This is a genomic window from Betaproteobacteria bacterium (assembly GCA_009693245.1).
Classification (GTDB): Bacteria; Pseudomonadota; Gammaproteobacteria; order Burkholderiales; family SHXO01; genus SHXO01.
Map to the genome: position 1 here is coordinate 1 of SHXO01000034.1, position 14,692 is coordinate 14,692.

The 14,692-nt window shown below is 60.6% G+C and carries 15 protein-coding genes; 13 read left to right on the forward strand and 2 right to left on the reverse strand.

Annotated features, from left to right (window positions below; all coding sequences use genetic code 11):
* Window positions 1-271: 271 nt before the first annotated feature.
* The 3 genes from EXR36_07380 to EXR36_07390 all read left to right on the forward strand — a co-directional run bounded on the left by EXR36_07380 (window position 272) and on the right by EXR36_07390 (window position 2,109).
* Window positions 272-1,135 carry a methyltransferase domain-containing protein gene (locus tag EXR36_07380; protein MSQ59454.1) on the forward strand — a complete coding sequence of 288 codons (864 nt, stop codon included), beginning with the start codon at window positions 272-274 and terminating at the stop codon, window positions 1,133-1,135.
* Between the two features lie 14 nt (window positions 1,136-1,149).
* The gene (locus EXR36_07385) at window positions 1,150-1,536 is read left to right on the forward strand and encodes a hypothetical protein (GenBank protein ID MSQ59455.1); all 387 of its coding nucleotides are present in this window, start codon (window positions 1,150-1,152) and stop codon (window positions 1,534-1,536) included.
* A 180-nt stretch (window positions 1,537-1,716) separates the two neighbouring features.
* A complete protein-coding gene (locus EXR36_07390) occupies window positions 1,717-2,109 on the forward strand; it encodes a PilZ domain-containing protein (GenBank protein MSQ59456.1) in 393 nt (130 codons plus the stop codon).
* Window positions 2,110-2,117: 8 nt separating this feature from the next.
* Here the strand turns inward: EXR36_07390 and EXR36_07395 are convergent, their stop codons facing one another.
* The gene (locus EXR36_07395; GenBank protein MSQ59457.1) at window positions 2,118-3,029 is read right to left on the reverse strand and encodes a 5'-nucleotidase; all 912 of its coding nucleotides are present in this window, start codon (window positions 3,027-3,029) and stop codon (window positions 2,118-2,120) included.
* 80 nt (window positions 3,030-3,109) lie between these two features.
* On the opposite strand from EXR36_07395, the gene folD reads away from it, so the two are divergent.
* The 5 genes from folD to tilS all read left to right on the forward strand — a co-directional run bounded on the left by folD (window position 3,110) and on the right by tilS (window position 9,000).
* Window positions 3,110-3,973: a bifunctional methylenetetrahydrofolate dehydrogenase/methenyltetrahydrofolate cyclohydrolase FolD gene (folD, locus tag EXR36_07400; protein MSQ59458.1), complete on the forward strand. Its 864-nt coding sequence runs from the start codon at window positions 3,110-3,112 to the stop codon at window positions 3,971-3,973.
* Window positions 3,974-3,982: 9 nt separating this feature from the next.
* Window positions 3,983-4,798, forward strand: a complete 816-nt coding sequence (locus EXR36_07405; GenBank protein ID MSQ59459.1) for a class I SAM-dependent methyltransferase — start codon at window positions 3,983-3,985, stop codon at window positions 4,796-4,798.
* A 45-nt stretch (window positions 4,799-4,843) separates the two neighbouring features.
* A complete protein-coding gene (gene ggt, locus EXR36_07410; protein MSQ59460.1) occupies window positions 4,844-6,517 on the forward strand; it encodes a gamma-glutamyltransferase in 1,674 nt (557 codons plus the stop codon).
* Between the two features lie 121 nt (window positions 6,518-6,638).
* Window positions 6,639-7,607, forward strand: a complete 969-nt coding sequence (locus EXR36_07415) for an acetyl-CoA carboxylase carboxyltransferase subunit alpha (GenBank protein MSQ59461.1) — start codon at window positions 6,639-6,641, stop codon at window positions 7,605-7,607.
* Window positions 7,576-9,000, forward strand: a complete 1,425-nt coding sequence (tilS, locus tag EXR36_07420; GenBank protein ID MSQ59462.1) for a tRNA lysidine(34) synthetase TilS — start codon at window positions 7,576-7,578, stop codon at window positions 8,998-9,000. Before EXR36_07415 ends, tilS begins: the two co-directional genes overlap by 32 nt.
* Here the strand turns inward: tilS and EXR36_07425 are convergent.
* A complete protein-coding gene (locus tag EXR36_07425) occupies window positions 8,966-9,781 on the reverse strand; it encodes an SPOR domain-containing protein (protein MSQ59463.1) in 816 nt (271 codons plus the stop codon). The genes tilS and EXR36_07425 overlap by 35 nt on opposite strands.
* Window positions 9,782-10,047: 266 nt before the next feature.
* Between EXR36_07425 and EXR36_07430 the strand changes: the two genes are divergently transcribed.
* From EXR36_07430 to EXR36_07450, 5 genes are read left to right on the forward strand one after another with little or no spacing between them, the layout of a single operon-like run.
* Window positions 10,048-10,473: a nucleoside-diphosphate kinase gene (locus EXR36_07430; protein MSQ59464.1), complete on the forward strand. Its 426-nt coding sequence runs from the start codon at window positions 10,048-10,050 to the stop codon at window positions 10,471-10,473.
* Window positions 10,474-10,487: 14 nt separating this feature from the next.
* Window positions 10,488-11,663, forward strand: a complete 1,176-nt coding sequence (gene rlmN / locus EXR36_07435; protein ID MSQ59465.1) for a 23S rRNA (adenine(2503)-C(2))-methyltransferase RlmN — start codon at window positions 10,488-10,490, stop codon at window positions 11,661-11,663.
* The gene (gene pilW / locus EXR36_07440; protein ID MSQ59466.1) at window positions 11,645-12,397 is read left to right on the forward strand and encodes a type IV pilus biogenesis/stability protein PilW; all 753 of its coding nucleotides are present in this window, start codon (window positions 11,645-11,647) and stop codon (window positions 12,395-12,397) included. Before rlmN ends, pilW begins: the two co-directional genes overlap by 19 nt.
* 30 nt (window positions 12,398-12,427) lie before the next feature.
* Entirely contained in the window at window positions 12,428-13,411 is a 984-nt protein-coding gene (locus EXR36_07445) for a helix-turn-helix domain-containing protein (protein ID MSQ59467.1), read from the forward strand.
* Window positions 13,412-13,441: 30 nt separating this feature from the next.
* The gene (locus EXR36_07450) at window positions 13,442-14,683 is read left to right on the forward strand and encodes a flavodoxin-dependent (E)-4-hydroxy-3-methylbut-2-enyl-diphosphate synthase (GenBank protein MSQ59468.1); all 1,242 of its coding nucleotides are present in this window, start codon (window positions 13,442-13,444) and stop codon (window positions 14,681-14,683) included.
* Window positions 14,684-14,692 lie beyond the last annotated feature (9 nt).

Consider the following 14,692-nt stretch of genomic DNA (forward strand, 5'->3'; position numbering starts at 1 on the left):
AATCCGTGTGCGGTTGGGTAAGTTGGATACAAAGCCAGTGAAGAGGCTCGCAAAACGCCTTGAAAGGCGCGAAATAACCCGACTGAAGGTCACCTGGCCGAGAATGAAACTCATTTCGCTAACGCGGTAAGAGATCCGTCGTAGAAAAGGGATTATTAGAGGTGCCCTATAGTGAGTCTGTTACGTAATGACGAGCGAGAATATGGGCGTCCGCATGCCCGTAAAGCGTTGCCCGCTGGCGACACCGGAATCATCGAATTGGAGCAAAAACATGCATCACTCGCGAAGGGACTTTCTACAAGGTAGTGGCGGCATCGTGGCGGCGCTTCTCGCCTGCGGCTTCCTGCGGTGCGCCGATGCCCTCGCCCTGGAATGGGACAAGGCCGCCTTCGATAAGAAAATCGACATGATCCTCGCCGCCGGCCACCGGGACCCGGCCAATGCCGCGCGCGATGAGTTTCGCCATCCCAAGGACACTTTGATGTTCTTCGGCATTCAACCTTCCATGACGGTCGTGGAAGTGTGGCCCAGCGCTGGCTGGTGGACGGAAATCTTGGCGCCCTTGCTGAAGGAGTACGGCATGTACTACGCCGCGTATATCGTGACCGACGCGCCCGGCATGCCGGCCTTTCTCAAGGAGCGCGAGAAAGCCTTCGACGCCATGCTGGCCGCCAAACCTGACATTTACGGCAAGGTGATCAAGACCAAGTTGCTTGCTCCCAAGTGGACCGAGATAGCGCCCGCCGGCTCGGCCGACATGGTGCTCACCTTCCGCAACGTACACAACTGGGCGAAGGCGGGGAACGCGGATGCGATGTTCAAGGCCTTCCACGAGGCACTGAAGCCGGGCGGCGTGCTCGTGGTCAAGGACCATCGTGCCAATCCTGGCACGCCGTTCCAACAACAGATCGACACTGGATACATGACCGAGGAATGGGTCATCGCCGCCGCGCAGAAAGCGGGCTTCAAGCTGGCGGAGAAATCCGAAATCAACGCGAATCCCAAAGATACCAAAGACCATCCTTCAGGCGTATGGACGCTGCCGCCAACGTTACGGCTCGGTGACCGGGACAAGGCGAAGTACGTGGCCATAGGCGAGAGCGATCGCATGACCCTCAAATTCATCAAACCTTAGGAAGCATCGCGTCCATGATGAAAAGACTATGTCTGGCGATCGCGCTCGCCAGTGGTGCGGTCATTCCCGGCACCATGCTGCACGCCGATTTGAATGTTGATAGCAAAGGGTTCGTCACCCTGCATTTGGGGGAGGAGAAGTGGGAGGACTATCCTGGCATATCAGGCATCAAGCGCATGGCGGTCTACGGGAACCCCTCCAAGCCGGGCCCCTACGTGATCCGGGTGAAATTCTCGCCAGGAACCATGAGCATGCCACACTACCACCCCGAGGATAGGATTCGTCACGGTGCTCAAGGGAACTTGGTGGACTGGAAAGGGCCCGGAGTTCTCACCGGGCAATACCGAACCGATTCGTCCCGGCGGCTACATGATGCATCCGGCCAAGGAAGCGCATTTTGACGGCGCCAAGGACGAGGAAGTAATTCTCCAGATAGCGGGCGTGGGGCCTAGCGGAACCCAATTCATCAACCCGAATCTTGGCACCACCGGTAGTTCACGCTAACGGAGGCGATTGGCATATGGCATGCTCAGGCACTGTCGTGCAGGAGTAGCACTTCACAATCTCCAATAAGGGCGGCCATGAAATCCCTCCAACTATCCTCGGAAGACCGTCGCCAGCATGTTCGTTTCCCCTTTTCCCAGGCGGCGAGTTTTCAGCACGAAGGCGGGATAGTTGCGGGGCTCCTCGCCGACATTTCGTTCTTCGGTGCCTTGTTCGAGATGGACGAGGATCATGCGCTGAGCGGCAAGGACGGTGCCCTACGCGTGCCCTTTGGCCGCGACCCAGAGGAGGCCGTTCTTGTAAATGCCAAGGTGGCCTACCGCCGCGACCGTTCCGTGGGATTGAGTTGGGAAGCCTTGGCGCCCGAGAACATCATCAAGGTGCGCAGACTGGCCGAGATAAGCGAGGGAAAACCCTGGCTTCTCATGCGCTCGGCCCATGTCTTGTTTTGGAGCCGCCATTTGGCCTGAAACGGTAGTTAGTCGCGAACCTTGTTCGCGACGCCCGCATCCACATGACCTGACGGCCCGGCGCTAGCCGCCGAATGGACGTGGGTCATCTGATCGTCGAAGTAAAAATCCGGTTCGAAGACCTGTAGGAAAGGCCCTTTTTCAAGGCCGCCTAGAAACATCGCTTCATCCACCTCGATATCCCAACTCATCAGCGTGCGCACCGCTCGGTCGTGGGCTGGAGCGCTGCGCGCGGTAACCAAAGCGGTGCGTATGCGCATCCGTTGCTGTGCGGTTGGTTTTTTTTGCAGTGAGTGCAACGCTCGCAGAAAGGGCTGCAACGGCCCCGGTGGCAAAGGTTCACCCGCGCGTGAACGTTCGTGCTCTTCGAAAGCCGAAAGCCCTTGTTCCTGGTAAATGCGCTCGGCCTGGTCGCTGAATAGCACCGCGTCGCCGTCGAATGCTATGCGCACTTCTCCAGGATGCCGTTCCGGGGCGTTCGGTCCCTTGGCATAGACCCGGGCCGCGGGGAAACCCGCCTCGATGGCGTAACGCACATCTTCCTGGTTCGCCGATAAAAACAAGTCCGCCTTGAGGGGTGTGAGGTGCCCAAAGGGAGACCGGCCCCGCGTGAACACTCCGCGCGTAATTGGCAACCCGTGATAATCGATGGATTTGAACACTCTCATTCCACTCACCGGGTCGTTGCGTGAAAGGATCACGACCTCGACCCTTTGGGCGTCCGCGCCATTGAAAGCCAGCAGCTTGCGGGCGAGATTGAAGGCGATCCCCGGTGCCGCGGGTTGCTCTATGCGAGACAATTGCAATTGCTGGTACGCGCTAGGATCGGCGGGGTCGAATACTTCGTTTTCTTCTTCGAAATCGAAGAGCGCGCGCGAGGAGAGCGCGACGACCAGTTTGTCATCCAAATTCGCGGGCATGGGGGCAGGCAGGAGTGTGTGGCGGATATCTTACACTTGCATTCTATCAATGCCGCGCCGGTCCGGCGCATGGAGAAGGAATGACAGCACAAATCATGGACGGCGTCGCGCTGTCTCGCGAACTGCGCGAAAAACTCAAGGACAGGACGAGCATTCTCGCGGCCCAGGGCAAGAAGCCGGGGCTGGCGGTAATGCTGGTGGGGGAAGATTCGGCCTCGCAAATCTACGTGAGAAACAAAATCAAAGCCTGTGGCGAAGCAGGCATTCATTCGGAATTGCATCAGTTGCCGGCTGGCACGTCCGAATTCGCGGTGCTGGAACGAATTCGGGCGCTTAACGAAGACCCAAGGATTCACGGAATACTCGTGCAATTACCCCTTCCGCCGCAAGTTTCGGCGCGGCGCGTTTTGGAAACCATATCCGTGCACAAGGACGTTGATGGTTTCCACGTGCATAGCCTCGGAAGTCTCGTGGCGGGATTAAGCGGCTTCCAGCCCTGCACCCCCGCCGGGTGCATGGCGCTGCTCGACCGTTACGGCATTCCGGTGCAAGGCAAGGAGGCCGTGGTGGTTGGGCGCAGCAATATCGTGGGAAAGCCCGTTGCACTCATGTTGCTGCAACGTAATGCGACGGTCACCATCTGCACGTCCAAGACGATGGATTTGGCGGCTCATACACGCCGCGCGGACATCATCGTCGCGGCCACCGGCAAGGCCGGCTTGATCCGGGGAGATATGGTCAAGCCCGGCGCCACGGTGATCGACGTGGGCATCAACCGTCTGTCTGATGGTAAGCTCGTGGGCGACGTGGATTTCCCGTCCGTTCGCGAGGTAGCCGGGTGGATCACCCCGGTTCCGGGCGGCGTGGGTCCCATGACCATCACCATGCTGTTGAGCAACGCAGTGCTAAGCGCCGAACGCGCCATGGCCGAACCCTCCCAATAGAAAACCACCATGTTCAAGAAAATAAAAGCGCTCAGATTGGACGTGGAAGCGCTCTTCTCCCAGGTGGTCCATGGCCATGGATACTTGCACTACGGATATTGGCCCGCCGGGCACGCTGACGAAGTGACATTGCAACGGCTTGGGTTGGCCCAGCGGGCCTATTTCGACAGGCTTTGCGAAGCCATTCCCGCGAGCACGAAAAGCATACTGGACGTGGGCAGCGGCACGGGCAGCAATGCCCTGGGGCTCACCGGGAAGGGGTACTCCATTGACTGCGTTTGCCCATCGCCCAAACTCAATGCCATGGCGCGCCAGAAACTGCCGTCCGCTTCGCGAATTTTCGAGAGCAAATTCGAGGAGCTTGAAATCTCCGAGCGCTACGACCTGGTACTCTTCTGCGAGAGCTTCCATTATCTTGATGCGAGATTGGCGCTGCGGCGCTTGGCACGCTACGCCAAGAAGCACGTGTTGATATTCGACTATTTTCCGCGCAAGGATAGCCAGGAGGATAAGCGCGTTTCCCGGGCGCAGTTCGGAGCGCTCATGGAACAGGAGATATCCAAGGACTTCGCCGTCCAATGGGATTTGGACGTGACGCAGTTCATCGCGCCAACGTTCGAGGTTCTCGATGGAATCAAGAACGATTTCGTCCAACCATTCTGCGTCCGGTTAATCCAAGAGCTCAAGCACGAGCACCCGGTGATGGCGCGCATGCTGGCCTTTCCCCTGCGCAAAGCGCTCGCGAAGCTACAGAACCGGAGTAACCGCCATCAGACTTTCCCCGCGCAAAACGAGTACCGCTTGCTTTTGCTTGCGCGTGGATAGGCCCATTGGCTCAACATCCAAAAAATATCTAGCACGGACAACTAAATGAGAATTTGGGCAAGAGTTTCCTTGGTAATCGCGTTGGCCGCGGCGGGAGTTTTTGGTCCGGTGGCCAAGAGCGCGGCCCAGAAAGCCGCCATTGCATCGGCGCATCCGCTTGCCACGCAAGTGGGCTTGGAAATCTTGAACAAGGGCGGCAACGCGTTCGACGCCTCGGTTGCGGTGGCGGCGGCCTTGGCGGTGGTGGAGCCTTTCTCCTCCGGCTTGGGCGGCGGCGGGTTCTTCTTGTTGCACCGCTCACTGGATAAATATGAAGTCGTCGTGGATGCGAGGGAAACCGCCCCGGGGGCCAGCGGCGATCGAACCTTTGCGGGCGCCGGTGGCAAGCCCGATGGGCGGCGGGCCCTTGATGGCGCCCGGGCCGCGGCCATTCCCGGCACGCCGGCGGGTTTGGACTGGATCGCCAAGAAGTACGGGCGTCTTCCCCTCAAGGATCTGTTGCAAGCTGCCATCGCCCTGGCGCGTGAGGGGTTTGCGGTGGATAGCCGTTACGTCGCGGCGGCAACCTTTCGCGAGCCGGTGATGAAGGGAGACGCCAATACAGCCTCGGTTTTCCTGGATCAAGGCAAGATTCCGGCGGTAGGTTTCATCGTGAAGCAGCCACAACTGGCCATTGTGCTGGAGGCCCTCGCGAACAAGGGGCGAGAGGGTTTCTACCAGGGCGAGGTGGCACGGCGGTTGGTGGAGGGTGTGGTGAATCAAGGAGGGATCTGGACCCCCTCGGATTTGGAGAACTACCAAGTCGCCGAGCGTGCCGCGCTGTCGTTTCGCTACCGCGGCGCCAAGGTGACCTGCGTGACGCTTCCGTCTTCGGGTTGCCTGGTGATGGCGCAGGCGCTGCAAATCCTGCAAGGACTCGATGTGGCAAATGCGCCGGTGGCTCAGCGCTCGCATCTGCTGGTCGAAGCATTGCGGCGCGGCTACCAGGACCGCGTGCGCTACATGGGAGACCCCGGTTTCGTGGAAGTCCCCACGGAGAAACTCGCGAGCGCCGAGTATGCGCGGCAGCGCGCGAAATCCATCGATCCCGCGCGCGCCGGCACGAGCGAAGCACTCGATATGGCGGTCAAGGAAGGCAGTAACACCACGCATTTTTCCATCGTGGATGCCGAAGGCAACCGGGTGGCCGCGACCTTGAGCGTGAACCTGCCCTTTGGGGCGGGCATGGTGGCGGGTGACACGGGCGTTTTGCTCAATGACGAGATGAGCGATTTCGCCATCGGTCCCAGTGCCGCCACGGCCTACTCCCTCACGGGCAGCGCCGCCAACGCCTTGGCGCCTGGAAAACGGCCATTGTCCAGCATGACGCCTACTTTCGTGGAAGATGACGAAGGCCTGCTGGTCATTGGAACCCCGGGCGGCTCGCGCATCATATCCATGCTGGCGCTGGCGCTCGTGGATTTCATGGACACGCGCCCGCGCGACCTCGAACGCGTTGTGAGCTTGCCTCGCTTCCATCATCAGTATCTGCCCGATCGCGTGGAATATGAACCAGGCGCATTCGATAAGGATTGGATCGAAGCCTTGAAGGGCATGGGGCACAACGTGCAGGAGGGCAAGCGCCGGTGGGGCAATATGCAGGCGGTCTATGTGGATAAGCGCTCCGGCACGGTCAAGGCTTATAGCGACCCGCGCGGAAAATCCGGCGTGTTGTTCTGATACAGTTATAGCCCTCGGTCAATAGGGCCGGGCACGCCCGGCATGGCAACAACCTTCTTCATGGAAAGCAACGATGGCAAATGAGCCCGCCGCGAATGTCGCGCAATCGAACCGTCTCCAGATCAAGAACACCTTCCTCGATTTCGAATTGCCGATCGCGGAACTCGAGGCGAAAATCGAGGAATTGCGCTATGTGCAAGACGATTCCGCCTTGGACATCTCCGAGGAGATCGGCAAGCTGCAGAAAAAGAGCCAGACTCTCACGAAGGAGATCTACGGCAAGCTCTCGCCCTGGCAGATTTCCCAGGTGGCGCGCCATCCGCAGCGCCCCTGTACCATGGACTACATACAAAACCTCTTCACGGATTTCGAAGAGCTGCATGGCGACCGCGCGTTTGCCGATGACACTTCCGTCATAGGCGGCCTGGCGCGCTTTGGCGGCCAGAGCGTGATGGTGATCGGGCACCAGAAGGGGCGCGACACCAAGGAGAAGATCTACCGCAACTTCGGCATGCCGCGGCCGGAGGGTTATCGCAAGGCGTTGCGCCTGATGCATCTGGCGGAAAAATTCGGCATTCCACTGATTACCTTCGTCGATACCCCCGGGGCCTTCCCCGGCGTGGGTGCGGAAGAGCGCGGCCAGTCCGAAGCCATCGGAAAGAACCTCTACGCCATGTCGAGCCTGCGCATTCCAGTGATTGTGACGGTGATAGGCGAAGGCGGCTCCGGCGGCGCGCTCGCTCTCGCCGTGGGGGACACCATCATCATGTTGCAGTACTCCATCTATTCGGTGATCTCACCGGAAGGTTGCGCGTCGATTCTATGGAAAAGTTCGGAGAAAGCTCCGGAGGCCGCCGATTCCTTGGGGATCACCGCAACCCGGTTGAAGTCCCTGGGGTTGGCGGACAAGATCGTGATCGAACCTTCCGGAGGGGCCCACCGCGATCCCAGCATGACGATGCAGACCATGCGCCGCGCCTTGCAGGAGTCCCTTGCGGAAGTACAAGCCAAGCCGCTCGGCGAGTTGCTGGAAGCGCGCTTTAAGCGGCTCATGGGCTATGGAAAATTCAAGGAAGCCGCCGAGCGCTAAGGCCTTCTCAAAGGTTCGCGAAACCACGCCGGAGGGGCAGGATTCGCATGAGGCGCGGGAACTAGAAGAGGGCGTGCTCGCTTTCTTGCGCGCGCATGCTCTGGCGGATTCGCGTCTATGTGTAGGATTGAGTGGCGGCATGGATTCCATGGTGTTGCTCGATATCCTTTCCCGTCTGCGCATCCATCTCGCGCATGTTCCGCAAGCCATGCACGTTCATCATGGCATCAGCGCGCACGCGGAGCAGTGGGCGCGGTTTTGCCAGGATGCGTGCGAATCCCGGAAAATTCCCCTAACTGTGCAATCCATTCGTGTCGAACGCCGGGGCGGTGAGAGTCTGGAGGAGCAAGCACGCTTGCGCCGCTATGAGGCCTTTGATAACGCCAGCGCCGATGCCATGGTGCTGGCGCATCATCTTGACGATCAATGCGAGACTTTTTTCCTGCGCTTGTTGCGCGGTAGCGGTGTCACGGGCTTGGGCGGCATGGCAGGTGAGCGCCTCTTGCACCGCCAATCATCCAAGCGCGTGGTGCGCCCGCTGCTGGCGGTCCCGCGCGAGAAAATTCTCGCCTACGCGCGCTTGCGATCGTTATCCTGGATAGACGACGACAGTAATGCGGATGCGCGTTTCGCGCGTAATTTCTTGCGCCGCGAAATACTCCCGCTCATCGAAGAGCGGTTTCCCGCCTATCGTTCGGCATTGCAGCGTGCCATGGGGAATTTGCGCGAGGCTGGGGCGTGGGCGGCCGCGAGGGCGCAATCCGATTTACAGGCGGTGCGGCAGGGGCCTCACCTCATGGTCGCTGGCTTGAAGGAGATAGGCGAAGAGCGCTCGCTCGCGGTCCTGCGCTTGCAACTGCAAGAGGAGAGTGTTCGGCCGCCCCCGCGCGCGCGCTTGGAGGAAGTCCTTCGGCAAGCTTTTCTCGCTCGCGACGACGCGCTCGTCGCGGTCGGCGTGGGGGAGGGCTTCTACCGGCGTTATCGCGGCGCACTTTCGTGGGTGCGCACGGCTGCGCCAAGCCGCGGCGAAATTGCTTGGAGCGGTGCATCGTGCCTCGCCGTTCCTGGAGGGGAGCTAAGATTCATGGAGCGCCAAGGCGAAGGATTGAGCCAGGCCAAGCTCATGCAAGCACCCTGCGTGGTGCGGTTTCGGCGTGGAGGGGAGCGCATGCAACTCGCTCCAAACCGTCCGAGCCGTTCGCTCAAGAATCTATTCCAAGAAAACGCGATCGCGCCTTGGGAGCGCGACCGCCTGCCTTTGCTTTTGCAAGGCGAACAATTGGCGTGGATAGCGCGCCTGGGTTACGACTGCCGCATGCTCGCGCAGCAGGGCGAGCCCGGCATAGTCATTCAATGGGTTACTTCTTCGAGCGAGATCGCTTCGGAGGGCTAACGATGGCGGTTTCACCCAAGTCCTTGAGGGTGGCGGCTGCTTTCTTCGCCTCCTGCTTGGTGCGAAAAGGCCCCACGACCACGCGCGTTTCGGTGTAGGCGGGGACGCCGCGTTCCTTGAGTTTTGCCAGCAGGGAATCGGCGTTGGCGTAGGTGTTGAAGACTCCCATCTGCACGGTGTATCCCTTACCCGGCGCGATTGGGGCGTCCTCTAGTTTCAATATGGCCGAGGTGGTTTTCGGAGTTGGCGGGATTGCCGCGGCTGCGGGTGGATCATGCTGCGTGGGAGGCGGGACGTGTTCCGCCGGTTTGGCGGGCACGGCAGCCACGGGGGCCGCCGGCGGGGTGGTCTCCGCGGGGGTGGCCGGTGCCAGAGGCGGGCTCGCGGGTGCTGGGGGCGCGGCCTGCGAATCGGGGACACGACTCACTTCAGGCGCGGGAGGCGGCACGGTATCCGCCGTATTTGCCGGAGTTTCCAATGGGGGAGATACGGGCGCGACCGGTCTGGGTGCATCGGCGGACCGCCGTTCGATGAACACCAATCCGCCGATGGCGGCGACGATGAGGAATAGCGCGATCGCAAGCCCCGCAAAAGCCCGTTTCTTGACGCTTTCTTCGTTCGATAAAGTTGGGGGTTCCGCCATGATTCTTCTACGGGGGAGGAGAGATTGCAGATAAGCGCTCTGGATGGGGCGCGATGAAGGGATCACGCCTGGTTTCTTCTTGGGCACGAGGAGTTCCTCTCCTAGTTCGTCCCATGACCGCCGCCGAAGACGGTGCATCCTTTCTCGTTCCGCCGGCTTGGCGGTATATGACAAGAGGGTGCGATGCTAGCATCGTTTTAAGTCATTGCTTATAGGGGGCGGACCCCATGGCGTCCAAGATGCCACCAAGATTGGCCTTTCTTTCAACGGGTTATCGTGCTACTCTTCGCACCCTTCCGGACTCGCCGCCGGTATGCGCCATGTAAGCGGCGAGCCAGTCTTCTCAGCATTAATCTTTAAGTCTAATAACCGGGCGTTGCGCCCGTGCACCTGTCGGAGTAGAAATGGCAACTGAAAGAACCCTATCCATCATCAAACCTGATGCTGTCGCCAAGAACGTCATCGGGCAAATTTATTCGCGCTTCGAAGCGCGCGGACTCAAGGTCGTGGCGGCCAGGATGATGATGCTCTCAACGCAGCAAGCGGAAGGATTTTATGCGGTCCATCGCGAGCGCCCCTTCTTCAAGGATCTGGTCAAGTTCATGACCTCGGATCCCGTCATGATCCAAGTCCTGGAAGGCGAAGGAGCGATTCAAAAGAACCGCGATCTCATGGGCGCCACCGATCCCAAGAAAGCCGCGGCGGGTACCATCCGCGCGGATTTCGCCGATAGCATCGACGCCAACGCCGTGCATGGCTCCGATGGCCCGCAGACGGCGGCGAGCGAGATCGCTTACTTCTTTTCGTCCCTCGACTTGCATTCGCGCTAATTTCCGTACCTTCGATGGAAAACCTTCTCGGCTACGATCTATCCGGCTTGGCCAGTTATCTGGAGGCGCGCGGCGAGAAAGCGTTTCGGGCGCGCCAACTGTTTCGCTGGATTCACCAGCGCGGCAAGTCGCGCTTCGAGGATATGACGGATTTCGCCAAATCCTTGCGAGAAAAGCTCGCGGCGGATTCCGTGGTAGGGCTGCCCATCGAGCGTAGCTCGTCGGTGGCGGCGGACGGCACGGCGAAGTGGTTGCTCGATGTGGGCGGTGGTAACGCGGTGGAGACGGTCTTTATCCCCGAAACCCGCCGCGGGACTCTGTGCGTATCGACACAGGCGGGCTGTGCCCTGGCGTGTACCTTCTGCTCGACGGGGCGCCAGGGTTTCAACCGAAACTTGAGCGTTGCCGAGATTCTGGGCCAGGTGTGGTGGGCGCGGCACGTCTTGGCGCAGCGCTTTCAAACGCTGCCCCACGAACGCATCATCAGCAATGTTGTCTTCATGGGCATGGGCGAACCCTTGACCAATTTCGATCATCTCATCACCGCGCTTCACGTGCTGTTGGACGATTTCGGTTATGGGCTCTCGCGCCGGCGGGTCACCGTGAGTACCTCGGGAATCGTGCCCAATATCGACCGCCTGCGAGAGCAATGTCCTGTTGCCTTGGCGGTCTCCCTGCATGCGCCCAACGACGAACTACGCGACGAGATCGTGCCAATCAACAAGAAGTATCCCCTGGCCTCGTTGATGGAAGCGTGCCGCCGCTACGTGGGGGCCGCCGCCGCGACCGGCGATTCCGGTGAACCGGGCGAGGAATTCGCCAGCGAAGACATGGGTTGGAGAAAGTGGACGCGAGCCGGTTCGCCCAGGGATTTCATCACTTTCGAGTACGTGATGCTGGACGGGGTCAACGATACCGCAGCTCACGCCCAGCAACTTGCCGCGCTCACGCAAGACGTGCCGTGCAAGTTCAATTTGATTCCCTTCAATCCCTTTCCCGGTTCGGGCTACCAACGCTCAACGGACCAGGCCATCGAGCGTTTTCAGGGGATATTGCTCAATGCGGGCTACATTACGACGGTGCGTAAGACGCGAGGCAGCGACATCGATGGCGCCTGCGGGCAATTAGCGGGAGAAGTCCAGGACAGGACCCGGAGAAAGGATAAGATGGCATTGGGGATGAGCGCTTGAATATATTCCGCGCATGGGTGCTAGCCGCCGTGCTATGCGGGTGCACGAACAATCCATCCACCTCGCCCAGTAAACGGGAGGCGGCCAGCCAAGACTTGACCAATCGCGCCCATGCTCACATGGAACTCGGCATGGGCTACTACGAGAGTGGCAAGCATCAGTTCGCCATCGAGGAGCTCAATGAAGCGCTCAAGGCGCGCCCCGATTATGTGCCCGCCCACAGCGGACTAGCCTTGGTGTACATGGAATTGAGGGAAGACAAGAAAGCCGAGGCCGCTTTCAAGAAAGCACTGCGATACGAGCCGGGCAATTCTTCGGCGCGCAACAACTACGGGCAGTTCTTGTGCTCGCGCGGGCGCACGGAGGAAGGGTTGCGCCAATTGCTGGAGGCGGTTAAAAACCCGCTCTACCAGGCCCCTGATACCGCGTACCAGAATGCTGGGGTGTGCGCGCGGCGGATTGGGGACAATACGCGGGCTGAAGAATATTTTCGCCAAGCCGTTATGCGAAACCCAAGGCACGCGCAAGCGCTGCTCAATCTTTCCGATCTGAATTACCTCAAGAAGAATTACCCCACAGGCAAAAATCTATGCCGACCGATTGCTTCAGGATTCGCAGTCCCCAGGACCGGATCTGCTCTGGCTCGCGACTCGGATCGCACGCAAACTAGGCAATGGAGACGGCGTGATACAGCATGCGAATCAATTGCGGCGGCGCTTTCCGGATGCGCCTGAAACCCGCGCTTTGCTAGATGGCCGATTTGAATGACCGAAACCACTACTCCTGAAATCACTGCCCCTGGCGTCGGGGCGCAATTGTCGCAAGCGCGCCAGGCGCAGGGCCTGAGCTTGGGCGAGATGGCAAGACAGCTCAAACTGAGCGTTAAGCAAGTCGATGCGCTCGAACGCGATGACTACAGCAATTTTCCGGGTGCGCTCTGGGCCCGGGGATTTTTGCGCAATTACGCGAGATCGCTCGGCCTCGACGCCGATGCGCTCATCGAAAAATCCGGCTTGGCGGGCGAGGTGCCAGGAAGCATCATCCCCGGCGCCGGTACTCCGTTGCCCGCGGATACGACGCGCGAGCGGCGCAGGACCGTGTATCTCGTCATAGTCTTTGTCGTGCTGGGCTTGTTTGTTCTGGGGTTGCTCGGCCAGCGTGCCAGCAAGGATCGCTCGCACGCGAGCGCGCCGGTGACTTCCCCCGCGACTTCCCCGGCGGTGCCCGCATCGAGCCCGGCTCCCGAAACACCCGCGCCGCCCCCACCGGCGCCTGTCGCTGCCACTCCGCCCGTTGGCGGCGAGATGCCTACCGCATCTACCCAAGTAACTGCCCCCGAGGTACCCAAGGCGCCAAGCGCGGCCAGCGTGACCACACCGGCCAACCCGGTGCCTCCCGAAATTCCCCAGACCGGCGGCGCTGCGCAGAGCGCTCCGGCGCCACCCGTGGTATCGAGCGCCGCTCCCGCCGCCCCGGCCACCACCGAGGCTGCCGCTCCCGCGGCGCCTAAGCCACGCACCCTTCGCTTCACTTTTACCCAGTCCGTGGAAGTGGAAGTGACCGATGCCAATGGCGTGGTCTTGTTGGCCAATTTGCAGGCGGCCGGTACCGAGAAGGCCGTGCGCGGAATGCCCCCCTTCAGCATTTCCGTGGGCAATGTCCATGCGGTGAGGTTGGTCTACCGAGGACGTGAGATCGATCTGATGTCGCGGGGGTGGAACGGAGTCGCCAAGTTTTCGCTCAAGTAGGAACGCCTTGAGACGCCGCAATCCGCAACCATGATTGTTCGCAGGCATACCCGCCAAGTCGCCGTCGGGTCAGTGACCATGGGAGGGATGGCGCCCATCGTGGTGCAGTCCATGACCAACACGGATACCGCCAATGCGGCAGCCACCGCGGCGCAGGTAGCGGCTCTTGCGCGGGCGGGTTCGCAGCTTGTGCGCATCACCGTCAATTCTCCCGAGGCGGCGAGCCAGGTGGAGAACCTCTACAACCGCTTGGCGGCCATGAACCTGCGGGTTCCCTTGGTGGGAGACTTTCATTACAACGGGCACAAACTCCTCACTGACTATCCGGGTTGCGCGCAAGTCTTGGACAAGTACCGCATCAACCCGGGTAACGTAGGGCGTGGCGCGAAGCACGACGAGCATTTTTCCATGTTGGTTGAACTCGCCTGCCGCTACGGGAAGCCGGTGCGCATCGGAGTGAACTGGGGCAGCCTGGATCAAGAGCTCCTGGCGCGCATGATGGACGGGAACGCACGCGCCTCGCGGCCCCTGGACGCGAAGACCGTCATGCGTGAAGCCCTGGTGGTATCCGCCATCGGCAGCGCCCAGCGGGCCGAGAAGCTGGGGCTCGCGGGAGATCGCATCGTCATCTCCTGCAAGGTGAGCGACGTGCAAGACCTCATCAAGGTCTACCGGGAGTTGGCGCGGCGCTGCGATTACGCTTTGCATCTTGGCTTGACCGAGGCCGGCATGGGTTCCAAGGGGATCGTGGCGTCCACGGCAGCCCTTGCCGTGTTGCTGCAAGAGGGGATCGGAGACACCATACGCGTGTCCTTGACCCCCGAACCCGGAGGCGACCGAACGCGGGAAGTGATCGTGGCGCAGGAAATCCTGCAAACCATGGGAATTCGCTCCTTTACCCCCTTGGTGACGGCCTGTCCGGGCTGCGGCAGAACCACCAGCAGCTACTTTCAGGAACTCGCCGATTCCATCCAGGTCTGGCTGCGGGCTCAGATGCCCTCGTGGCGCTCGCGTTATCAAGGCGTGGAGGAGTTGCGGGTGGCGGTGATGGGCTGCGTGGTGAACGGCCCGGGAGAGAGCAAGCAGGCCGATATTGGCATCAGCCTACCGGGCTCCGGTGAACAGCCGGTGGCCCCCGTCTTCGAGGACGGAAAGAGAACCGTGACGCTGAAAGGCGATCGTATCGCCGAGGAATTTCAGGCGATAGTCAGCCGTTACATCGAGCGCCGCTACGCCAAAATCGCGAAAGAGGCGGAGCCTTTCGGCGTTTGACGCGATCTT